Annotated in this window: 17 protein-coding genes and 4 pseudogenes; 12 read left to right on the forward strand and 9 right to left on the reverse strand. The window is 72.3% G+C overall.

Features of this window, described 5'->3' with window-relative positions; genetic code table 11:
* Nucleotides 1–63: 63 nt before the first annotated feature.
* Nucleotides 64–4,818 (reverse strand): ATP-dependent helicase, encoded by a 4,755-nt coding sequence (locus tag BCF74_RS00215; protein WP_106295955.1) that lies wholly within the window; start codon nt 4,816–4,818, stop codon nt 64–66.
* A gap of 54 nt (nt 4,819–4,872) precedes the next feature.
* Here BCF74_RS00215 and BCF74_RS00220 point away from each other — a divergent pair, with 54 nt between their 5' ends.
* From BCF74_RS00220 to BCF74_RS00230, 3 genes are all read left to right on the forward strand, one after another.
* Complete coding sequence (locus tag BCF74_RS00220) at nt 4,873–5,232, forward strand: TraR/DksA family transcriptional regulator (protein WP_106295956.1); 360 nt, start codon at nt 4,873–4,875, stop codon at nt 5,230–5,232.
* A gap of 131 nt (nt 5,233–5,363) precedes the next feature.
* Nucleotides 5,364–6,068 carry a DedA family protein gene (locus tag BCF74_RS00225; RefSeq protein ID WP_106295957.1) on the forward strand — a complete coding sequence of 235 codons (705 nt, stop codon included), beginning with the start codon at nt 5,364–5,366 and terminating at the stop codon, nt 6,066–6,068.
* Nucleotides 6,069–6,260: 192 nt separating this feature from the next.
* Nucleotides 6,261–8,438, forward strand: a complete 2,178-nt coding sequence (locus BCF74_RS00230; protein WP_245889125.1) for a DEAD/DEAH box helicase — start codon at nt 6,261–6,263, stop codon at nt 8,436–8,438.
* 122 nt (nt 8,439–8,560) lie between these two features.
* Here the strand turns inward: BCF74_RS00230 and BCF74_RS00235 are convergent, their stop codons facing one another.
* The gene (locus BCF74_RS00235; protein WP_281257151.1) at nt 8,561–9,628 is read right to left on the reverse strand and encodes a sensor histidine kinase; all 1,068 of its coding nucleotides are present in this window, start codon (nt 9,626–9,628) and stop codon (nt 8,561–8,563) included.
* Nucleotides 9,625–10,371 (reverse strand): response regulator transcription factor, encoded by a 747-nt coding sequence (locus BCF74_RS00240; protein ID WP_106295960.1) that lies wholly within the window; start codon nt 10,369–10,371, stop codon nt 9,625–9,627. The genes BCF74_RS00235 and BCF74_RS00240 overlap by 4 nt, the downstream gene beginning before the upstream one ends.
* A gap of 87 nt (nt 10,372–10,458) precedes the next feature.
* On the opposite strand from BCF74_RS00240, the gene BCF74_RS00245 reads away from it, so the two are divergent.
* A complete protein-coding gene (locus BCF74_RS00245) occupies nt 10,459–11,133 on the forward strand; it encodes a M15 family metallopeptidase (RefSeq protein WP_245889126.1) in 675 nt (224 codons plus the stop codon).
* Nucleotides 11,134–11,218: 85 nt separating this feature from the next.
* Nucleotides 11,219–11,458 carry a hypothetical protein gene (locus BCF74_RS00250; protein WP_218279163.1) on the forward strand — a complete coding sequence of 80 codons (240 nt, stop codon included), beginning with the start codon at nt 11,219–11,221 and terminating at the stop codon, nt 11,456–11,458.
* 92 nt (nt 11,459–11,550) lie between these two features.
* On the opposite strand, the gene BCF74_RS17625 is transcribed toward BCF74_RS00250, so the two are convergent.
* The 4 genes and pseudogenes from BCF74_RS17625 to BCF74_RS00270 all read right to left on the reverse strand — a co-directional run bounded on the left by BCF74_RS17625 (nt 11,551) and on the right by BCF74_RS00270 (nt 14,673).
* A complete protein-coding gene (locus tag BCF74_RS17625; protein ID WP_281257154.1) occupies nt 11,551–12,126 on the reverse strand; it encodes a glutamate ligase domain-containing protein in 576 nt (191 codons plus the stop codon).
* Nucleotides 12,109–12,732 (reverse strand): annotated as a pseudogene (locus BCF74_RS17630) (Mur ligase family protein); the annotation flags it as partial. The pseudogene BCF74_RS17630 and the gene BCF74_RS17625, both read right to left, overlap by 18 nt.
* Nucleotides 12,733–12,808: 76 nt before the next feature.
* Complete coding sequence (locus BCF74_RS00265; protein ID WP_218279164.1) at nt 12,809–14,080, reverse strand: MFS transporter; 1,272 nt, start codon at nt 14,078–14,080, stop codon at nt 12,809–12,811.
* Entirely contained in the window at nt 14,077–14,673 is a 597-nt protein-coding gene (locus tag BCF74_RS00270) for an ArsR/SmtB family transcription factor (RefSeq protein ID WP_106295963.1), read from the reverse strand. Before BCF74_RS00270 ends, BCF74_RS00265 begins: the two co-directional genes overlap by 4 nt.
* 130 nt (nt 14,674–14,803) lie before the next feature.
* Here BCF74_RS00270 and BCF74_RS00275 point away from each other — a divergent pair, with 130 nt between their 5' ends.
* Both BCF74_RS00275 and BCF74_RS00280 read left to right on the forward strand, forming a co-directional pair.
* A complete protein-coding gene (locus tag BCF74_RS00275) occupies nt 14,804–15,046 on the forward strand; it encodes a DUF3046 domain-containing protein (RefSeq protein ID WP_106295964.1) in 243 nt (80 codons plus the stop codon).
* Nucleotides 15,043–16,050 carry an NAD(P)H-dependent flavin oxidoreductase gene (locus BCF74_RS00280; protein ID WP_106295965.1) on the forward strand — a complete coding sequence of 336 codons (1,008 nt, stop codon included), beginning with the start codon at nt 15,043–15,045 and terminating at the stop codon, nt 16,048–16,050. The genes BCF74_RS00275 and BCF74_RS00280 overlap by 4 nt, the downstream gene beginning before the upstream one ends.
* A 123-nt stretch (nt 16,051–16,173) precedes the next feature.
* Here the strand turns inward: BCF74_RS00280 and BCF74_RS00285 are convergent, their stop codons facing one another.
* The gene (locus BCF74_RS00285; protein WP_218279165.1) at nt 16,174–17,046 is read right to left on the reverse strand and encodes a ribonuclease HI family protein; all 873 of its coding nucleotides are present in this window, start codon (nt 17,044–17,046) and stop codon (nt 16,174–16,176) included.
* A 45-nt stretch (nt 17,047–17,091) separates the two neighbouring features.
* Between BCF74_RS00285 and BCF74_RS17495 the strand changes: the two genes are divergently transcribed.
* The 5 genes and pseudogenes from BCF74_RS17495 to BCF74_RS00300 all read left to right on the forward strand — a co-directional run bounded on the left by BCF74_RS17495 (nt 17,092) and on the right by BCF74_RS00300 (nt 20,765).
* On the forward strand, nt 17,092–17,565 hold the full coding sequence (locus BCF74_RS17495) for a GNAT family N-acetyltransferase (RefSeq protein WP_245889127.1): 474 nt from the start codon (nt 17,092–17,094) through the stop codon (nt 17,563–17,565).
* Nucleotides 17,566–17,856: 291 nt separating this feature from the next.
* Nucleotides 17,857–18,477 (forward strand): annotated as a pseudogene (gene recA / locus BCF74_RS17825) (recombinase RecA); the annotation flags it as partial.
* Nucleotides 18,469–19,329 (forward strand): annotated as a pseudogene (locus tag BCF74_RS17830) (LAGLIDADG endonuclease); the annotation flags it as partial. The pseudogenes recA and BCF74_RS17830, both read left to right, overlap by 9 nt.
* Before the next feature lie 186 nt (nt 19,330–19,515).
* Nucleotides 19,516–20,001: pseudogene (locus BCF74_RS17835) on the forward strand (recombinase RecA family protein); the annotation flags it as partial.
* Between the two features lie 41 nt (nt 20,002–20,042).
* Nucleotides 20,043–20,765 (forward strand): regulatory protein RecX, encoded by a 723-nt coding sequence (locus BCF74_RS00300; protein ID WP_245889128.1) that lies wholly within the window; start codon nt 20,043–20,045, stop codon nt 20,763–20,765.
* 182 nt (nt 20,766–20,947) lie between these two features.
* Here the strand turns inward: BCF74_RS00300 and BCF74_RS00305 are convergent, their stop codons facing one another.
* Complete coding sequence (locus BCF74_RS00305) at nt 20,948–22,285, reverse strand: pyroglutamyl peptidase (RefSeq protein WP_106295970.1); 1,338 nt, start codon at nt 22,283–22,285, stop codon at nt 20,948–20,950.
* Between the last annotated feature and the right edge of the window lie 107 nt (nt 22,286–22,392).

Raw genomic sequence — 22,392 nt, forward strand, 5'->3', positions numbered from 1 at the left:
GCGAGGCGTGTGTGATGCGTCGTCGCAACGAGAACTGGACAGTCGGCTCTCACGTCGGGTACCTCATCGCCGCAGCCGGAGCCCGCGAGGGGTGGCGTGGAAGCCGGCGTTGGCGAGCGACTGAACCAGAGGATGCTCGGAGCCGAGGATCGCGTCGCCGTCGGCCTTCTCGACGGTGAGCCGGCCGAGGGCCCCTTCGCGCACGGCGAGGGCGAGGGCGTCGGCCGCCGCCTGCAGCCGGTCCGGGTCCTGGGTCCAGGAGAGCAGCGTCTTGCCGCCCCGCTCGACATAGAGGACGAGCTCGCCGTCGACGAGGACGACGAGGGCGCCGGCCTTGCGACCGGGCTGGTGGCCGCGCCGAGCGCCGGGAACTCCTTCGTCGTCCTCGACGTCCGAGCCCCGCTCGGGCCACGGCAGGGCGGCACCATAGGCGTTCGCTGGGTCCGTCGCGGCGAGCACCACCGCGGCGGGTGCGGCCGGCCCGCCGCGCTCGGTTTCACCGGGCTGGCGCGCACCGGCGCGCAGCCGGTCGACGGCGCCGGTGGTCGTGAACTGGGACGCGCCGAGGGTTTCAACGAAGTAGCCCCGCCGCACACGACCGGACTCCTCGGCGGCGGCGAGAACGCGGTAGACCCCGGCGAAACCGCCGGGCACGTCCTCGGCGACGACCGACCCCCGGGTCACCACGCCGTAGCGGTCGAGCAGCACCTCGGCCGTGGTGTAGGCCCGCACGGTCGCGTCGGTCTCGACCTCCGGCAGCAGGGACCAGCGCCCCGCCCCCGCGGGCGGGCCCGAGCGGCTCGGAAGCTGCGGCCTCCCGGCTCCACGACCGCCCGAGAGGGCTCCGAGGGCACCGCGCCGGCCGGCATACCTGGTGGAGCGCGGGCTGGTCGAGGAGCGACGGTGGGTCGTGCGGCCACCGGCGAGCAGGGCGCGCACGGGGGCGAGCGTGTCACCGGAGACGCGTCCCGACCACACGAGGGACCAGAGGTCGGTGAGCAGCTGATCGTCGTCGGTGGAGCCGACGGTGTCCGAGAGGGTCCGGAAGAAGAACGCGCCACCCCCGGCCAGCGCGTCGAGGATCGCGGCCTCGCCGTCGGTGAGCTCGCGGTCCTCGGGTGGGGCGAGAGTGAGGTGGGCGGTGTCGGCGAGGTGCAGCGAGACCCACCCGTCATCGCCGGGCAGGGACCCGTGCCCGCGCCACAGCACCTCGCCGGAGGAGGTCAGCTCGTCGAGGAGGGCGGGGGAGTAGCCCGACACGCGCGCAGGCAGGACGAGCGACTCGAGGGCGCTCGCGGGCAGGACGGCCCCGGCGAGCTGCTCGATGGCACGCACGAGACCCTCGCGCCCACGGAGCCCGCCGCCGACGCCCTGCCACGACGGGAGGAAGCGAGCGAGCTCGACCGAGGCGACCGGCTCGACCTCGGCCCGCAGCGCGGCGAGGGAGCGGCGACGCAGCATGCGCAGCACCTCGGCGTCGCAGAAGTCCATGCCGTGCCGGCCGCCGCCGTTCTCGACCGGGAGCAGCTCGCCCTCGACGACCCGACCGGCGCCGACGAGGCGGCGCAGGGCGTCCTGCGCCACGGCCGGTCCGACACCCCACCACGACGCGACGGTCGCGACGGTGAAGGGTCCGTGCGTGCGGCCGAACCGGGCGACGAGGTCACCCATCGGGTCAGGGACGGACTCGAGGAAGACCTGCGGGACGCCGACGGGCAGGGACGTGCCGAGCGCGTCGCGCAGGCGCCCGGCGTCCTCGATGGCGGCCCAGCGCTCGTCACCGGCGACGCGGACCCGAATGACCCTCCGAGCACCTTCGAGGTCGACGAGCCACGCGCCGATCTCCTTGTGGGAGAGGCCTTCTCGCGACCGGGCCCGGATGTCGGCGAGGGTCAGTGGGCCGAGGGTGCGCAGCAGGTCGGCGACGTCCTCGGCGTCGCGGCAGGCCCGCTCCGGCACGAGCCGCTGCAGCTCGGCCTCGGTGCGGGCGACCTGCTCGGGGTCGAGGAGGTCGCGCAGGGACAGCCCTTCGCCGCGTCCGAGCAGCTCGGCGAGCAGCGACGGGTCGAGAGCCAACGCCGCGGCCCGCTTCTCCGCGAGTGGGGAGTCGCCCTCGTAGAGGAACTGCGCGACGTACCCGAACATCAGCGACCGCGCGAAGGGCGACGGCTGGCGCGACTCGACGTCGACCATCGTCACCTCGCGCGAGGCGACCGAGCGCATGAGTGCCTCGAGCCCGGGCACGTCGAACACGTCCTGCACGCACTCGCGCACCGTCTCCAGGACGATGGGGAAGGACGCGTACTGCGACGCGACCTCGAGCAGCTGCGCCGCGCGCTGACGCTGCTGCCACAGCGGCTGCCGCCGGTCCGGGCGGCGGCGCGGCAGGAGCAGGGCACGCGAGGCGCACTCGCGGAACCGCGCGGCGAAGAGTGCCGACCCGCCGATCTCGGCGGTGACGAGGTCGTGGACGTCGTCGGCGTCCAGAGTCACGAGATCGAGCAGCTCGCGCCCGATGCCGCCGGAGGCACCGGCGCTGTCACCCGACCCGGAGCCGCCATCGTCGAACTCGAGGTCCGGCAGCCGGAAGACGATGCCGTCGTCGCCGTGCATCGCCTGCACATCGACACCGAACCGCTCCCGCATCCGCGCCGACACGGCGAGCGCCCACGGCGCGTGGACCTGACCGCCGAAGGGGCTGTGCACGGCCACGCGCCAGTCGCCGATCTCGTCGCGGAACCGCTCGACGACGATGGTGCGGTCGTCGGGGACGTGCCGGGTCGCCTCCTTCTGCTCGGCGAGGTAGGCGAGCAGGTTGTCCGTCGCCCACTCGTCGAGCCCGGCAGCCGAAACCCGTTCTCGCGCAGCCGAGTCCGAGAGACCCACGACCTCGCGCACGAACGCCCCGACGGCCCGCCCCAGCTCCGCCGGGCGCCCCTGCTGGTCGCCCTTCCAGAAGGGCAGGCGACCGGGCAGCCCCGGCGCCGGTGTCACGAGCACTCGGTCGTGGGTGATGTCCTCGATCCGCCAGGTCGACGTCCCCAGCGTGAACACGTCGCCGACGCGCGACTCGTAGACCATCTCCTCGTCGAGCTCCCCGACCCGCCGACCAGCCCCCTCCGACGACGCGAGGAACACGGCATACAGGCCGCGGTCGGGGATGGTGCCGCCGGAGGTGACGGCGAGGCGCTGCGCGCCGGGGCGGCCGGTGAGCACGCCGGTGACGCGGTCCCACACGATGCGCGGCCGCAGCTCGGCGAACTCGTCGCTGGGGTAGCGGCCCGACAGCATGTCGAGCACGGACTCGAGGATCGGCCGCGGCAGGCTCGCGAACGGGGTCGCCTTGCGCACCAGGGCTTCGAGGTCGTCGACGGTCCAGTCGTCCATCGCACACATCGCGACGACCTGCTGGGCGAGGACGTCGACGGGGTTGGCGGGCACGCGCAGCGACTCGATGGCACCGGCGCGCATCCGCTCGACGACGACGGCGGTCTGGACGAGGTCGCCGCGGAACTTCGGAAAGAGCACGCCGCGCGACACGGCCCCCACCTGGTGGCCGGCGCGGCCGACGCGCTGCAGCCCGGACGCGACCGACGGCGGTGACTCGACCTGCACGACGAGGTCGACGGCGCCCATGTCGATGCCGAGCTCGAGGCTGCTCGTCGCCACGACCGCGGGCAGCCGCCCCGCCTTGAGGTCCTCTTCGATGAGCTGGCGGTGCTCCTTGCTCACCGAACCGTGGTGTGCGCGGGCGAGGATGGCCGGCGCCCCCGCGGATGCGCCGGACTGCGCCATGAGCTGGGCGGGTGTGCGTGCCGGCGATCCGGTATGCCGTCCGCGCGCCTGCGCGTCCGCCTCGCCGTCCGGCTCCGCCGCGGCGTCGAGCCGGTCCTCCCAGATCTCGTTCAGCCGGGAGGTGAGCCGCTCGGCGAGGCGACGGGAGTTGGCGAAGACGAGGGTGGAGCGGTGGGCGGCGACGAGGTCGACGATGCGCTCCTCGACGTGCGGCCAGATCGACGCGCGCCGCTCGGCACCGGCAGCCGGACCGGACAGGTCGTCCTCGACGACCTCGCCGAGCGCGGACATGTCGGCGATGGGCACGACGACGTCGAGGTCCCACTCCTTGGTCGACTCCGGCCGGACGACCTCGACCGGGCGGCCACCCGCGAGGTAGCGGGCCACCTCCTCCACGGGCTCGACCGTGGCGGACAGGCCGATCCGCTGGGCCGGCCGGTCGAGCAGGGCATCCAGCCGCTCCAGCGACAGCGCCAGGTGCGCGCCGCGCTTCGTGCCGGCGACGGCGTGCACCTCGTCGAGGATCACCGTCTCGACTCCGGCGAGGGCCTCGCGCGCCTGGCTCGTCAGCATGAGGAAGAGCGACTCCGGCGTCGTGATGAGCACGTCGGTGGGAGTGCGGGCGAACGCGCGACGCTCGTTCGCCGGGGTGTCACCGGAGCGCACCGACACGGTGATGTCCGGGGGAGTGAGGCCGAGGCGGGTCGCGGCGTGACCGATGCCGACGAGCGGCGAGCGCAGGTTGCGCTCGACGTCGACGGCGAGCGCCTTCATCGGCGACACGTAGAGCACCCGGCAGCGCTGGAGCCGCTCCTCCGGCGGTGGCGTCGACGCGAGCCGGTCGAGCGCCCACAGGAACGCGGACAACGTCTTGCCCGACCCGGTCGGAGCGACGACGAGGGCGTGCCGCCCCGAGCTGATCGCCTCCCAGGCGCCCGCCTGCGCGGCGGTGGGCGCGCTGAAGGACCCCTCGAACCACGCGCGGGTGGCCGGGGAGAACCGGTCGAGGACGTCGCCTGTCATGAGACGCCCAGCCTCTCACCCGGCACTGACAGTGGTGGCTGCGATGCTCGACCGATGACGTCCCGTCCGCCCGAGAACGCCCGCGCAGCCCTGGAGGCCGAGCGCGAGGAAGCACTGCGCCGCCTCGCGGGTCTACGCGGTGACTTCGCCGACGTCGTCGAGGCCTCGAAGGACTCCAACGCCGACGACGAGCACGACCCCGAGGGTGCGACGATCGCCTTCGAGCGCGCCCAGGTGTCGGCGCTCGCACAACAGGTCGAGGGGCACCTCGCCGAGGTCGACGCCGCCCTGCAGCGGATCGACGACGGCAGCTACGGCACCTGCGAGGTCTGCGGGGAGCCCATCGCGCCCGCCCGACTCGAGGCCCGCCCGGTCGCGCGCACCTGCATCGACTGCGCGACGAGCGCACCCTGACCCCCCGCCACCGACACAGGCGAACGACACGGCATACGAAAGACACGGCATACGAAAGACACGGCACAGGACATTCCTGCTCCCCACTCGCGGCTCAGACAACGTTCAGGTCGCTGAGGCACGCTGGGAGCATGACTGCGCTCGCAGCCGCCGACCCCCAGCTCACCGGCCTCACCGGCCTCTTCGCCGACGTCATCGAGGCAGTCGGGGAGGTCGGCGTGGGCGCGCTCACCCTGCTCGAGACCCTCATCCCGCCGATCCCGAGCGAGATCGTCCTGCCGCTGGCGGGGTTCCTCGCGCAGCAGGGCCGGCTCTCCCTCGTCCTCGTGATCGTGCTCGCGACGCTCGGGTCACTCGTCGGTGCGTGGGTCTTCTACTGGCTCGGCCACCGGCTCGGGCTCGAGCGGGCCCTCACCCTCGTCGCGAAGATCCCGCTCGTCGACCGTGAGGACCTCGACAAGGCGTCCGACTGGTTCCACCGTCACGGCCGGTCGTCGGTCTTCTTCGGCCGGTTCGTCCCGGGCGTCCGCAGCCTCGTCTCCCTCCCGGCCGGTGCCCAGCACATGCCGCTGGTGCCGTTCAGCATCGCGACCGCGGCCGGCAGCGCCCTCTGGAACACGGCACTCGTCGGCGCCGGCTACGCCCTGGGCACCCAGTGGGGTCTCGTGGGTCAGTGGGTCGGTGTCGCGAGTGACGTCATCCTCGGCGGCCTCGCGGTGCTGGCCCTCGTCGTCGTGGTCCGCCGCGCGCACGGCCGCTACGCCGCCAGCCGCACCGACGAGACACGCGAGGAGGTTGCGGCCGGTCCGCGCCAGCCCGAGGGTCCGAGGGCGTAGACTTGCCGAGTGCCCGGCCGCATCGGCGCGGGCACGTCAGTGACACGGGGGCCGAAGGATCACCTTCGGCACGCGCACCGCGAGACCGGTATGCCGCCCGCGCGGCTCGGTCGTCCGCCCCGCCTCTTCGTCGGGGCACCCCGGTCGGCGCCGACACACGTCGGCGAGGCACACGTCAGGAGAAGGCTCCGCTTGGCTCAGCAGACTTCGCGTCACACCGGCGCGCCGCGCACCGCGTCGCGCGACCGACGCCGCACCCAGCCCCGCGACAACGAGGGCATCATCCCCGTCCTCGCCAAGGCCGTCCGTCAGGTCGAGGCCGCAGCGCAACGCGGCAGGATCCGCCCAAGCCAGCGGACGGCATACCAGGTCATCGCGCTGCTCGTGCGCGAGGAGCGCGCGCGCATCAAGGCGGACACCGGCGTCTCCGAGGCCGAGCGCACCAACGTCCTCACGAGGCTCGACGGGGTGGCGACGATCCTCGCGAAGACCGCCGCCCGCGACACCTCGCTGCTCGCGCTGCTCGCCGAGGACGCCGAGGTCTCGTATGCCGCGATGAACCTCAAGAACGACATGCTGCGGTCCGCGGGTCGCGAGCCGGAGCCCGAGCCCGAGCCGGCGCCCGTGGCCGCTGACGCCGCCGCGGTGACGCCGTCGAAGCGGGTCGCTCCCGCGACGGCGATCGCGCGCCAGCTCGCCAACCCGTTCCTCGCGCCGGACTTCTCGGCGGTGCAGGCCACCCGCCGCCCGACGACGAACCGGCTCGGCAGCTGGGAGCTGCTGACGCCGCTCTTCCGGGCGTTCGAGTCCGGCGGCGACGCCACCTCGATGGAGCTGCCGGAGCCGACCGACCTGCCGTTCTCGATGCGCGGGCTCGACCTCATGCACCACCAGGCGCAGCTCGTGCAGGCGGCCGCGAACGGGCACCGCACCTTCCTCCTCGCCGACGAGCCCGGCCTCGGCAAGACCGCGCAGGCACTGCTCGCCGCCGAGGCGGCCGGGGCGTTCCCGCTGCTCGTCGCGGTGCCCAACGTCGTCAAGGCGAACTGGGCCCGCGAGGCGCAGCTGTGGACGCCCAACCGGACCGCGACGGTCATCCACGGTGACGGCGAGGGCATCGACGGCTTCGCCGACATCGTCATCGTCAACTACGAGATCCTCGACCGGCACGTCGGCTGGCTGGGCAACCACGGCTTCGGCGGCATGGTCGTCGACGAGGCGCACTTCATCAAGAACAAGCGCTCGCAGCGGTCCCAGCACGTGCTCGAGCTGTCCGAGCGCATCCGCGCCCGCCGCGCCAACCCGCTCCTCATGGCGCTCACCGGCACGCCGCTCATCAACGACATCGAGGACTTCCGGGCGATCTGGCAGTTCCTCGGCTGGATCGACGACACGGCGCCGCGCCCGGCGCTCAAGGCGGCCCTCGAGGAGACCGGCCTGACGCCGGCGCAGCCGGGCTTCTATGCCGCGGCCCGCCGCAGTGTCATCGACCTCGGCATCGTGCGCCGTCGCAAGGTGGACGTCGCCTCCGACATCCCCGCGCGTCGGGTCGCCGACGTCCCGGTCGAGCTGGACGAGAGCGCCGAGCGCTCCATCCGGGCCGCCGAGCGGGAGCTGGCCGAGCGGCTCGTGGCGCGCTACGAGGCCGCGGTGGCGGCGCGTGACGAGGCTGCCCGCGCCGGCATCGGTGTCGGTGCCGGTGGTGTCGGCTCGGCGATCGACGAGGCGCTCGTGCGCCGGGTCGCCAAGGCCGAGCGCGACGGCGCCGGCTCGGACAAGACCGGTGACAACGTCTTCACGATGATGCGCCGGATCGGCCAGGCCAAGGCCGGGCTCGCGGCGGACTATGCCGCGCAGCTGGCCCGCAACGTCGGCAAGGTCGTCTTCTTCGCCAAGCACGTCGACGTCATGGACAAGGCGGAGGAGCTCTTCGCCGACCGCGGCATCGGCTACTCGTCCATCCGCGGCGAGCAGAGTGCCAAGGCCCGCAAGGAGGCGATCGACGCCTTCCTCACCGATCCGGACACGCACATCGTCGTGTGCTCGCTGACGGCTGCCGGCGTCGGGCTCAACCTGCAGGTCGCGTCGAACGTCGTCCTCGCAGAGCTGTCCTGGACCTCGGCCGAGCAGACCCAGGCGATCGACCGCGTCCACCGGATCGGCCAGACCGAGCCGGTGACGGCGTGGCGGATCATCGCGGCGCAGACCCTCGACCCCAAGATCGCCGTCCTCATCGACGACAAGGCCGGGCTCGCGGCACGCGCCCTCGACGGGTCCGACGAGGAGGTCGGTTCGTCCGCCGACGTCCAGCTCGAGGCCCTGGTGGCACTGCTGACCGAGGCACTGGAGGCCAAGGCCGCCGCAGCCTGAGGGGTGCTCGCCGAGTGGGTGCGCCGCGGCTGGACGGTCGGCAGCCGCACTTTGCGCTCTCGGACGCAGGTTTTTCTGGGCGTTCACGCGCAAACTGCGCCACAGCTCCGGGGCGGGCGGTGTCAGGTTGGCAGTGACACCGTCACCACGAGGCCACCGCCACGCCGGGGCTCGAGGGTGAGCGTCCCGTCGTGGGCGCGAGTGATGCTCGCGACGATGGCCAGGCCGAGGCCGACCCCCGCGTGGTCGCTGCGGGCGCGCTCACTGCCACGCTGGAACGGCTCGGCGAGGGTGCCCACGACCGCCGGGGTGAGCCCGGCACCGGTGTTCTCGACCCTCAGTACGGCGGCGCCGGGCTCGGCGTCCGTGCGGACCCATACCGACCCATCGTCACCGCCCGGCAGGTTGTGCACGATCGCGTTGTGCACGAGGTTCGTCACGAGCTGCTGGAGCAGGGCCGGTGAGCCGCTCGCGGGGGCGGCCTCGCCCGACACCTCGACCGTCACGCCGCGCTCCTCGGCGAGTGGGAGCAGGGTCTCCGCGGCCTCCTCTGCGAGCAGGGACAGGTCGATCGGCTCGCGCACGAAGGACTGCTGGTCGGCCCGGCTCAGCAGGAGCAGTGCCTCGGTGAGCGCGATGGCGCGGTCGTTGACGAGCGCCAGCCGGTCGATGAGCTCGCGCGGGTCCGTGCCGGGGTCCCGACCCGCCACGTCCAGCATCGCTCGGGTGATCGCGAGGGGGGTGCGCAGCTCGTGCGAGGCGTTGGCCGCGAACCGCTGCTGCTCGGCCACCTGTGCTTCAAGCCGCGCGAGCATGTCGTCGAAGCTGTCGGCGAGCTCGCGGAACTCGTCCTGCCGCCCGTCCATGTCGATCCGGTGCGAGAGCGACCCGCCCGCGGCCTTCCGGGTGGCCGCGGTGATCCGGGTGAGTGGCGCGAGCATCCGGCCCGCGAGGTACCAGCCTCCGACGAGCCCGAGGACGAGCAGGCACACCATCGCCTGACCGGCCCGTGGCAGGAAGGCGTCGACGAGCTCGGTCCGCGACGGACTGTGGGGTCCGGGGCCGGGTCCGTAGCGCGTCCGGTCGGGCACGTAGCGCAGCAGGAAGACCCACACCGTCGCGAGCAGCAGCCCGCCCGCGACGAGGAGGAACCCGGCATAGCTGAGGGTCAGTCGCAGCCGCACGCTCATCCCCGGTCGCCTAGCCACGCGCTGTCCGTCGTCGCCCCGCTGTGGGTGTCGCCTGCGGCGCCGGCGTCGGATGCCGTGTCGTATGCCGTGTCGATGCGGTAGCCGACCCCCGGCACCGCGGCGATCACCCACGGCTCGCCGAGCCGCTTGCGCAGCGCGGACACGGTGATCCGCACGGCGTTCGTGAACGGGTCGGCGTTGGCGTCCCAGGCCCGCTCGAGCAGGTCCTCGGCGCTGACGACGCCACCCTCGGCGACGACGAGGACCTCGAGGACGGCGAACTGCTTGCGGGTCAGCGCGACGTAACGCCCGTCGCGGAAGACCTCACGGCGGAACGGATCGAGACGCAGCCCGGCGATCTCTCGCACCGGCGGCCGCGGCTGCGCCCGCCGGCGGTCCAGGGCACGCAGCCGCAGGACGAGCTCGCGCAGCTCGAAGGGCTTGGTGAGGTAGTCGTCGGCGCCCAGCTCGAACCCGGACTCCTTGTCGTCGAGACGGTCCGCGGCGGTGAGCATGAGGATCGGCGTGCCGCTCCCGGATGCGACGATCCGCGCCGCGACCTCGTCCCCCGACGGGCCGGGGATGTCGCGGTCCAAGACGGCGATGTCGTAGGAGTTGACGGCGAGCAGCTCGAGCGCGGTGTCTCCGTCACCGGCGAGGTCGGCGGCGATCGCCTCCAGACGCAGCCCGTCACGAATCGCCTCGGCCAGGAGCGGCTCGTCCTCCACCACCAGAACCCTCATGGCCCCGAGCCTAGGAGCCCGCGTGTATCGCGAACGTATCGGAAACGGCATACGTCCTCGCAACGCGCCTCCTCGTGCACTGGACGCATGAGACCGACACCTGCCCAGACCACCCGACAGAGCCCGGCGCGAGCCGTCGTCCGGCTGACCGTCGCCCTCGTCACCGCCCTCTTCATCGGCGTCGCCGCCATGACCGTCACGGCCCGCGACGGCGTCGGCGACACCTCGAGCGTCCCGACGGCCAGCGGTGCCGGCGGGGTCGTTCGCGAGGTCGGCGTCACCTCACGGGACACCGCGCCCCCAGCGCACGCGCCGGGGGTGCACAGCGAGAAGTCCAGCGTCACAACGGTTTTCGACTCCGATGACGACGAGGTCGTCGGTCTCGACGCGGACCTTCGAGGAGCGCTGCGCCGGGCGGCCGCCGACGCCGCAACCGAGGGGGTGCGCGTCGAGCTCAACAGCGGCTGGCGCACCCCCGAACAACAGCGGGAGCTGCTCGACGACGCGATCGACACGTACGGCTCGAAGGCCGAGGCCGCACGCTGGGTGGCAACACCGGAAGCCTCCGCCCACGTCTCCGGTGACGCTGTCGACATCGGACCGACGCGGGGGGCGACGTGGTTTGCCCGTCACGGTGCGGCATACGGGCTGTGCCAGACCTACCGGAACGAGCCGTGGCACTTCGAGCTGCTGCCCGACGCGGTCACGAGTGGCTGCCCGCGCATGTACGACGACCCGACGCAGGACCCGCGGATGCAATGACGATCGGCCGCGTCGATCTCTCGACGGGTCCCGTGGGCTCCGCTACCGTCGAAGGGCAACGTCACGAACATGAGAGGGGATCATGATGTCGGACTACGGACCTGACGGGGGTTGGGACCCTGACGGCGGCACCGATGGCGGTTGGGACCCTGACGGCGGCACCGATGGCGGTTGGGACCCCGACGGCGGCACCGACGGTGGTTGGGACCCCGACGGCGGCACCGACGGTGGGTGGGACCCCGACGGCGGCACCGACGGTGGGTGGGACCCCGACGGCGGCACGGACGGTGGTTGGGACCCCGACGGTGGCACGGATGGCGGGTGAGACCCCGACGGCGGCACCGATGGCGGTTGGGACCCCGACGGCGGCACTGTGTGACCACGACGCGGCGGCGGCTCCGACGAGCCGCCGCCGCGTCACTGCTGCGGGCGGGCGTCCATCGCGCGGGTGTCCATCGCGCGCCGGATGACCTCACGGTCGTCATGGGGGACGGGCCCCGACGACCGCAGCTGTGTCGTCTCGTCACCCTTGCCCGCGACGAGGACGACGTCGCCCGGTCGAGCCATCTCGAGCGCGGCGACGATCGCGTCGGTCCGGTCCGGGATCTCGATGCAGCCGGGGCACCCTGAACGGACCTGCCGGCGGATCCGCCCCGGTGGCTCCCGACGAGGATTGTCGTCGGTGAGCACGACGAGGTCGGCGAGCTCCGCCGCCACGCGGCCCATGAGGGGCCGCTTGCCCTGGTCGCGTTCGCCTCCGGCCCCGAAGACCAGCACCACCCGTCCGGAGGTTCGTCGGCGCACGTGTGTCAGGGCAGTGCGCAGTGCACCCGGGTTGTGCGCGGTGTCGACCATCACGGTCACGCCGTCACTCTCGGCCACCGTCTCGAGCCGTCCCGGGGGTGGGGCGATGCCCGCCAGCGCAGCCGTCACGGCAGACGGGTCGCCAGCCGCACCGATGACGGCGAGTGCCGCGAGCAGTGCGTTCGTCACGGCGATGTCATGGGTGAAGGGCAGGGTGACGTCGAACGCGTCACCGCCAAGGACGAGGCTGCCCCGCAGCGTGCCGTCGACGGCTTCCGCCCCGACGAGGCGGGCATCGCCACCCTCGCCGAGGGTGACCAGCCGCGCGCCCCGCTCGGCGACCGTCGCGGCAACCCGGTCCCCGAGGGCGCAGTCGGCCGACATCACGGCGATGCCGTCGGGGCGCAGGTGCTTCCCGAAGAGCGACAGCTTGGCCCGTCAGTACGCCTCGGGTGATCCGTGCACGTCGAGGTGGTCGAGCTCGAGCCCGGTGCACACCGCTGTGTCGACGACCACCCGCTCGAACATGCCCTCGGCGAGGATTCCGACGAACGCCTCCATGGCCATGGCCCGGGCGCCGGCGCGAGCCTGGTGCGCGATCATGTCCGGTAGGTAGTCGGGCGAACGTCGGACCCGGGGAGTGTGCAGCTCTCCGGAGACGTCGGTGATCCCGGTCGAGTCGTAGCCGGCGGCGGGCCACCCGATGGCGCGCAGCAGCTGCAGGGTCGCCGTGCTCACCGAGGTCTTGCCATTGGTCCCCGTGACGGCGAGCACGAGCGGTCGGCCGTCCGGCATCGACACCGGCTGGATCACGCTGCCCCCTCTCGTCGCTCCCGTGGCCGAGCCTACGGGAGCGACGAGCTCGCGGCGCTCACGTGCCGGCGCTGTGGACCTTGTCGACGGGCGTTCGTGCACGGTCCATCTCGCGCCATTCCGGCCGTGCGCCGGGGAGTGCCGTCGAGATGAGGTATGCCGCCCCCGCCAGTCCCAGCGCGGGCGCAAGTCCCAGCACGGTCACCGCGGCGCCTCCGACGATGCCGCCGAGGGGCAGCCCGGCCCAGGCGAGGGCGTTGCCGAGCGAGCCCACGCGTCCGACGATCTCGCGCGGGACTCGTTCGAAGAACAGCGAGTTGATCGTCGGGTTGATGAACCCGGTGCCGAACCCGGCGACGACGTTGCTGACGATGATGAGCCACAGGGGCGCGTCGAACGCCAGGGTGAGGTACCGGGGGGCGCCGGCGAGGCAGAACCCGAGGAGGTATGCCGTCCGGCGGCTGAACCTGCCGGCCATCGTCGTCGCGACGAGGCTGGTGAGCACGGCGGCGCCGCCGTAGAGCATGCCGAGGATGCCGATGAGGGCAGGGCTGTAGCCGTGGTCGTGGACCCAGTTGGGGAGCATCACCGCGATGTAGGCCGCCTCGAGGAGGTTGGTCACGGTGATCATCGCGATGATCGCGCGCAGGAGCCGGTCCCGGCGGAGGAAGGCGAACCCGGTGCGGAGCTGGGCGAAGTAGGACCCCTCCTCGTCGGGGTCCCCGAGGACCACCCGCGGGATGAAGATGGCGACGAGCACGGCGCTGGCGAAGGCCATGGCGGCGGTGACCGAGACGGTCTGCGGGCCGCCGAACCCGGCGACGAGGAACCCGCCGGCTCCGATGCCGAGCAGCGCGGCCGCCCGGTCGACGGTCGAGTCGAGCCCGGTGACGCGCTCGACGTCCATCCCGGTGGCGTCCGCGACGGCGGGAATCATCGCGTTGCGTGCCCCGTCACCCGGGCCGCGCACCGCTCCTGCGAGAGCGACGATGGCGAGCAGCAACGGCATCCGGTCGGGCAGCGAAAGCTGCCCCACGGCATACAGGATCGGGATGAGCGCGAGGAGCGCTCCGCTGAGCACGTCGCCGGCGACGCTGATGATGCGTGGACCGCGGCGGTCGACGAGAGGACCACCGAGCGCCTTGACGACGACGTACGGAGCCATCTCGGCGGTGAGGACGAGACCCGTGAGCGCCGCGGAGTCCGTCTCCTGGAGGACGAACCACGGCAGCGCCACGGTCGTGATGCGGGTGCCGAGGACGGACACACCCGACGCGGCGAGCATGCCGTAGAGGCTGCGCCGGCTGCGGCGCACCTTGCCCGTCGTCACGGGGAGCTCTCGTCACCCATGCCGGGAGCGAGGAACACCTCGAGGTTGACCGACACGGGGCGGGCGCCCTCCGGTGCGTCGTCCGTGCCCTGGTGGGGTCGGTAGCGCCGCACGGTCTCGGTCAGCTCGTGGATGAGCTCGGAGGTCTCCTCGGGGGTGAGGCGCCGCGTCCAGTTGCTGAACGTCCCGGCGTCCTCCCACTCGGCCGGCAGGGTGGCGATCTCGGCGATGGCGCGCTGGGCGTTGTCGGCGTACCCCGCGGCGAGTGCGGACAGGTAGGCGGCGGACATCTCCTGGTCCGCGTCATGGGTGTCGAAGAACGTGCGTGCGTGAGCGGCCCGCCACCACCGGTCGCGGGCGTTGCCGAGCTCGGGGTCCTCGACGACGAAGCCGGCCTCGGCGAGCTGGCGCACGTGGTAGCTCGTGGCACCGGTGTTGACGCCGAGGTGCTCGGCGAGCCGGGAGGCCGTCGACGGTCCGTGGAGGCGCAGTGCGCTGAGGATCCTCGGCCGGAGGGGATGCGTCAGCGCCTTGAGCGTCGTGGCGTCGAGGACGACGTCCCGGCGCGGGTCTGGCTCCAGGGGGCGCGACATGTCGATGACCCTACAAAGGAATCTGTGTGAACGCAGGATGAAGGAGCCCGCGATCTCCCCGTTTGAGGAACCCTCCGGGCCGGCCCCCGCCCGGGCGGTGTCGAGAGGGGCGTGTGACACACTCGCGGCCATGCGGATCAGCCACTTCTGGGAGCTGATGGACGACGAGTTCGGGGAGTCCTACGCGCGCACCCTCGCCCGAGGTCACGTGCTCGGTGTCCTCGGCGGTCGCACCGTCCAGCAGGCACTCGACGAGGGCGTGCACCCGCGCATCGTCTGGCTCGCGCTCTGCGACGACATGGACGTGCCGCAGGAGCGCCGCCTCGGCGTCGACCGCCCTCCGCGACCCGGCGCCGGCCCGGACGCCCCGTGACCGTCATCGGCAGTCCGCTCGTCCTCGCGCCGATGGCCGGCGGGCCGAGCACCGTCGAGCTCGCCGCGGCCGTGACGGGGGCCGGCGGGTTCGCCTTCCTCGCCGGTGCGTATCTGTCGCCCGCGCGGCTGCGCGACGACATCGTGCTCTTGGGCCAGGCGGTCGGGGACGCGCCGTTCGGGGTCAACGTGTTCGCCCCGTCGCCGTTCGACTCGCGCAGCACGTCTCGGGTCCTCGACTACGCGTCCCGGTTGCAGCCGCTCGCCGACAAGGCCGGGGTCGCGCTCGGGGAGCCGGTCCATGACGACGACTCCTTCGACGCCAAGATCGAGGTGCTGCTCACGGAGCGGCCGGCCGTGGTCTCGTTCGCCGTCGCCTGGCCGCCGGCCGACGTCGTCGACCGGCTGCGGGAGGCCAGGATCGAGGTGTGGGTGACCGTCAACGACGCGAGCGAGACAGCGTGGGCGGAGGAGCTCGGTGTCGACGGCATCGTCGCGCAGGGGTGGGAGGCCGGCGGGCATCGTGGCGGCCCGGTCGACAGCGGCGGTCCGCAGCCCGCGACGCGGGCCCTGCTCGCGGCGGTGCGCCGCCTCACCACGCTGCCGGTCATCGCTGCTGGGGGAGTGGCCGACTCGGTGCACCTCGCCGCGCTCGTCGATGCGGGAGCGCAGGCGGTGGCGTGTGGCACCGCCTTCCTGCGCGCCGACGAGGCGGGGACGGCCGAGGTCCACCGGCACGAGCTGACCCGCCGCACCGACACCGTCGTCACGCGCGCGTTCACCGGTCGTAGCGCCCGCGCCCTGACCACGTCGTGGACCGAGGTCTTCACCGAGGTCGCGCCCGCGGCATACCCGCAGGTCCACCACCTCACCGCGCCGCTGCGCGCCCACGGCAAGGCGACCGGTCAGCCCGACCTCGTGCACCTCTGGGCGGGCACCGGCCACCGGAGCGCGCGCTCGGCACCGGCGGCCGAGATCGCCGAGGAGCTGCTCTCGCGCGTCTGACGCTCAACTCGCCCCGCCCCCGCGTCACACCCGCCTCAGCATTATCGGGTCACCCGATAATGGCCCGCTGCACCCGACAAGGCTTCTCGGGTGGAGCGGGACGTTCTTGCGGCGCCTCCGCGCTCAGGCCTCGGGCGTGCCCTGGTGGAACAGTTGCTGCCAGCCGCCACCGGCTCGCACCCAGAGCGAGGACCGCAGCGTCGAACCCTCGTCGGTGACGGCGCGCCAGGTGAGCAGCATCGCGTCGGGACCGGCCGGCATACAGGCGACGACGTCGAGGGTGACCGGCGAGGCGAGGGGAGCGATCTCGTCGAGCATCTCCTCGCGGGTCCACAGCCGTCCGGACTGACCGATCTCGGACCACTGCGGGTGGAGCAGGGCGGCGACGGCCGCGGGGTCGGAGCGGGTCTCGTCGGCGAGCAGCGAGCGTTCGAGGGCGATGACCTGCTCCTCGTCGGTGGGCTCGGCGACGAGCTCGCTGAAGAGGTCGGGTTCCGTTGTCGCAGAAGGGATTTCGCGGGTGGTTGGCGTGGCGCCCGACCAGCCGGGTCCGCTGTCGGGTGCCGCACCGCGCTGGTATGCCGCGGCCGCGCCGTTCGCGAGCCGGTCCGCCTTCTCGTTGAGCTCATGACCGGAGTGGCCCTTGACCCACTCGAAGCGAACCTTCCGGCCCTGCATCGCAGCGTCGAGGGCCTGCATGATCTCGACGTTCATGACGGGCTTGCCGTCACCCTTGCGCCAAGCCTTGCGCTTCCAGCCCGGCATCCACTTCGTGATCGAGTTGATGACGTACATGCTGTCGCAGTGGATGACGAGGTCTTGGTCAGTGTCGGCGGTCTGCTCGAGCAGGTCGAGGACGGCGGTGAGCTCGCCCTGGTTGTTCGTGCCGTGCGGCCAGCCGCCGGCGGCCCAGTGCTCGTCGTCGACGTACCACGCCCATCCGGCGGGCCCGGGGTTGCCGAGGGCGGATCCGTCTGCAGCCGCGATGATCGTCACGGTGGGGGAGTCTGCCAGTTGGGGGTGCCGATCTACGGTGGGGTCGTGGACGAGTCGAGGGATTCCGTCGTGGACGTGCGGGTGCAGCGGTTCACCGAGCTGGCGCCGGAGGTGGCGTATCGGCTGTGGGCGCTGCGGCAGGCGGTGTTCGTCGTCGAGCAGGACTGCCCCTATCTCGACCTCGACGGCCGCGACCTCGAACCGGGCACCTGGCACGTCTGGTGCGCCGATGCCGCGGGGGAGCCGGTCGCGACACTGCGGGTCCTCGACGACGGTGACGTATGCCGTGTGGGCCGGGTTGCGACCGCGCGCGAGTCCCGCGGTCGCGGGCTTGCGGCGGCGATGGTGCGCGAGGTCGTCGAGCGCTGGGGGGAGCGCGACATCGTCCTCGACGCGCAGGCGCACCTCGTCGACTGGTATGCCGCGCTCGGCTTCGTCGTGGACGGCCGTGGCTTCCTCGAGGACGGGATCCCGCACGTCCCGATGCGCCGCGTCGCCGCGCCGGCCGCGACGACGTGAGGTGAGGGTCGCGCGCGAGGCGCGCGGACGGCATACGAGGGCGGACGGCATACCGGCACGACACGGTGCGGCGTGTCGCGAGGCACCTCCCGAGGTCGAACACGTGTTCGTCTATGTTGTCCACAGGTGACCCGACCGGCAGCGGTTGTCCACAGCCTCCACGGCAGCTGCGGACGGCTGTCGGTACGAGCACCTAGCGTCTGACCCGAAGATCGCGACGAGACCGACCGCGAACGACAGGTCGCCGGTGGGCGCGCCCGACACGAGTACGGAAAGAGTAGGTGCGGACAGATGGCTGCAGCAGTCACGAACGACCGTGAGAAGTCCCTTGGCGTGGTCCTGGGGCAGATCGAGAAGCAGCACGGCAAGGGCGCGGTCATGCGCCTCGGCGACGACGTGCGACCCCCGATCGAGGTCATCCCGACGGGGTCGATCTCGCTCGATGTCGCCCTCGGCATCGGCGGCCTGCCCCGGGGTCGTGTCGTCGAGATCTACGGCCCGGAGTCCTCGGGCAAGACGACGGTCGCGCTGCACGCGGTCGCCAACGCGCAGCGGGCCGGCGGCATCGCGGCGTTCATCGACGCCGAGCACGCCCTCGACCCGGAGTACGCCGCGAAGCTCGGCGTCGACACCGACAACCTGCTCGTGTCCCAGCCGGACACCGGTGAGCAGGCCCTCGAGATCGCCGACATGCTCATCCGCTCCGGCGCCCTCGACATCATCGTCATCGACTCCGTCGCCGCGCTCGTGCCGCGGGCCGAGATCGAGGGCGAGATGGGTGACAGCCACGTCGGTCTGCAGGCCCGGCTCATGAGCCAGGCGCTGCGCAAGATCACCGGTGCCCTCAACAGCACCGGCACGACGGCGATCTTCATCAACCAGCTCCGCGAGAAGATCGGCGTCATGTTCGGGTGCTTCTCCTACAACACCCGCGTCACCCTCGCCGACGGCTCCACCGAGAAGATCGGCAAGATCGTCAACCAGAAGCTGCCGGTCGAGGTCCGCACCTACGACCCCGAGACCAACACGATCGCCAACCGGCCGGTGACGAACTGGTTCGACAACGGCGTCACCGACCGCTTCCTGCAGTTCACCGTCGCCAAGAGCGGCGGCAACGGACGCTCGCAGTTCGCCGCGACCGAGAACCACCTCGTGCGCACGCCCGGCGGCTGGCGCGAGGCCGGTGAGCTGCTCGCCGGCGACCGGGTCATGGTCAACGAGACCGCGCGACTGAGCGACGAGCAGTTCCAGATCGTCCTCGGCGGGCTCATGGGTGACGGCCACCTCGCGCCCAACACGCGCGGCCGCTCGGGTGTCCGGTTCCGGATGGGGCACGGCGCCAAGCAGACCGAGTACGCCGACTGGAAGGCCTCGCTCTTCGGCAACATCGGCCAGTCCCGCTCGGTCCGACCGAACGGCTCGGTGCACATCGACCTCACCCCGCTGCCCGAACTCGGCGAGCTGCGTTCGGTCATGTACTGGGGCGACGGCAAGAAGCACCTCACCGAGGACGTCATCAAGTCCCTCACGCCGCTCGCGCTCGCGATCTGGTACATGGACGACGGGACGTTCGCGCTGCGGTCGAAGGGACTGCAGCAGCGTACGGCCGGCGGCAGCGGCCGGATCGCGATCTGCGTCGAGGCGATGAGCGAGGCCAGCCGTGGCCGACTCGTCGACTACCTGCGCGACGAGCACGGGGTCGAGTCCCGGGTGTCGCTGCGCGGAGCCCGGCAGAAGGCCGTCCTGCAGATGACCACCGCCGGGACGGACCGCTTCCAGTCGATCGTCGCGCCCTACGTCCACCCGTCGATGGAGTACAAGCTGCTGCCGCGCCACCGGGGCAAGTTCGGTGTCGAGCCGAGCTTCGTGGAGCCGCGTGAGGTGCTCGTCCCGGCGAAGGTGCTCGACATCCACGTCAAGCCGCCGACGCGGTCCATGCACCGCTTCGACATCGAGGTGGCGGGCACGCACAACTACTTCGTCGACGGGGTCATGGTGCACAACAGCCCCGAGACCACGACGGGCGGCAAGGCGCTGAAGTTCTATGCGTCGGTCCGACTCGACGTGCGCCGCATCGAGACCCTCAAGGACGGCACCGACCCCGTCGGCAACCGCACTCGCGTCAAGGTCGTCAAGAACAAGGTCTCGCCGCCGTTCAAGCAGGCGGAGTTCGACATCCTCTACGGGCAGGGCATCTCCCGCGAGGGCGGCCTCATCGACATGGGTGTCGAGCACGGGTTCGTCCGCAAGGCCGGTGCCTGGTACACGTACGAGGGCGACCAGCTGGGGCAGGGCAAGGAGAACGCCCGGACCTTCCTCAAGGACAACCCCGACCTCGCCGACGAGATCGAGAAGAAGGTCAAGGACAAGCTCGGCGTCGGCCCGAAGACCGACAAGCCGCTCGAGGCCGTGCCCGAGGTCCCGGTCGACTTCTGACCGGGTTCGCCTCTCGCACAGCCTGATCCAAAGCATCACGTATGCCGTTTGCGGACTCCTCGTCCCCGCCGCCCGAGTGGGCGGCGGGGACGAAGGCGTCCCCCGAGGAGCTGCGTGCTGCCATGGATGCAGCCCTCGCCGCACCCGCCGACGAGACGCCGCGGCGAGGTGGAGCCCAGCCGGGTCGACCAGGGCGGGGAGGGGCGCGGCGTGGAGGCTCGCGGCGCGACGCCCGGCAGGTTCCTCCGCCGGAGGATCCGGCAGCTCAGGACGCCGAGCCGGATGCCCACGACGTCGCCCGGCAGATCGTCCTCAAGCAGCTGACGAACGCGCCGAAGTCACGCAGCCAGCTCGAGCAGGTGCTCGCGCGCAAGGGCTGCGACCCCGACGTGGCGACACGGGTGCTCGACCGCATGGAGGAAGTCGGTCTCGTCGACGACGAGGCCTACGCCGGCATGCTCGTGCGCTCCCAGCAGGTCGGGCGCGGCCTGGCCCGCCGGGCGCTGGCGCAGACGCTGCGGCAGAAGGGCGTCTCCGACGAGCTCGCTGAGGCGGTGCTCGACGACGAGGTCGACCCCGCGGCCGAGGAGGACCGGGCGCGTTCGTTGGTCGAGAAGCGGCTGCGACGGCTGCACGGCCTCGACCGCACCGTGCAGATGCGCCGCCTCGCCGGGATGCTCGCGCGCAAGGGCTACCCGTCCGAGGTGTCCATGCGCGTCATCCGCGAGGCCCTCGACGCAGCGCCGGAACACCAGCGCGACTGATGCGCCCCGGGGCATCGCCATCTCGACCCGTTGGACGAGATCGGGCGACACGCCCGGAGCGGCGCCTCGCGCCCGACGTGTCGTCCGACCTCGTCGCGCCGCCTGACGACTTATTGCGCACAGTTCGCATCCTTGCGCCGCTGCGGATGCGAACTGTGCGCAATAAGTCGGGGTTGGGGGGGTCAGTCGTTGACGGTTCCGGCGGCGACGAGGACGAGGTCGCGGATCTGGGCGTTGATCGCGGCCCGGTTCGCCTCGAAGGTCGGGTTCGTCAGCTCCTGCGGCTTGCTCGCGTCAAGCCCCTGCAGGACCGGCGTGTGGATGTGCCCACCCGGCGCATCGAGACCGACCGCGTCACGCAGCAGCGTCGCGCGGTAGGCGATCTCGTTCGACAGGTAGTTGCCGCCACCGCCGGCACGCGCCTGCGACCCCGGCGTCGGCCCGTCCGCGCGCACCGTGCCCGGGCTCGGCGCGGCCGGGCACGTCGTCGTCACCGGGTCGATCGGGGTGTCGCCCGGAACCTCGGTGACCTGGGTGTTGTCGTAGACCGGGAACGGGCCCGTGCCGGCCTTGACCATCGCCGTGATGGGGTGGGTCGACACCGTCCACTGCGGCTGCGGCGTCACGGTCGGGATACCGGCCGGGATCGGCGCGATGCCGCGGTAGCAGACCGCCTCGTTGTCACCGAAGCCCGCCCGCCACGCGCCGTTGTAGTGCTCGATGTCGATCCGGCCGACCCGGCCCTGGCTCGTCGTCGCGAAGACGTCGACCTGCTTCTTGCCGGGGCGGAAGTGGGGGAGCAGCGCCTTCTCGACCATGCCCTGCCCGAAGTCGCGCCACCGCACCGGGAACAGCGCCGCCTCGATGCGGATCGGCCCGTTCGGTCCCTTGACGGTGACACCGTCGAGGGCGAGGGCGCTGGCACCGGACGGGTTGGCCTGGCGTACGTCCCGGTTCAGCGTGAACGGGTCGAACCCGGTGACGAGGGTGCGGGTGATCCGGTCGGCGGCCGGGAAGCGGATGTCGTCCTGCCCGCGCAAGACCCGGTCCATCGTGTCGATGAGCTGCTGACGCTGGGCCGCCGTGAGCTCGAAGTCCGGCGTCCACCGGCGCAGGTCGGCGACCATCGCGAGCCGCGCCCAGTAGAGCGGCCGGTCGTCGCCGGCGCTGAGCCAGCCGCCGGTGTCGACGCGTCCCTGGACCCGGTCGACCGCGAGCCGCCACAGCGCCGCGCCCTGCTCCTTGACGAGCGTCGCCGCTGCACCGGCGGAGCCGACACCACACAGCGCCTCCCGGAACGCGGCGACGGTGTCGTCGAAGCCGCCGCCGGCGATGAGCTGCTGGGCTTCGGTGCGGGCAAGGAACGACTCCTCATACGGCAGCGTCGCTGAGGTGTCGACGCAAGCTGCGGCGGTCGAGCCTGCGGCGACCGGGGCGGCGGTCGCGGCACCCGCCGCGAGGGTCACCGCCAGTGCGGCGGTCGAGGTGAGGACGAGGGCGGAACGGGCGCGGGACGGCATACGGAGAACTCCTCGGTGAGCACTGCGGCAGGGAGACCTTCGACGCTAGGACCGCCGGGCACCCACGGCAAGCGGTGACCAGAACCTGTCCGATCGGGACGTACCCT

The organism is Knoellia remsis (genome assembly GCF_003002895.1).
Taxonomy (GTDB): Bacteria; Actinomycetota; Actinomycetes; order Actinomycetales; family Dermatophilaceae; genus Knoellia; species Knoellia remsis.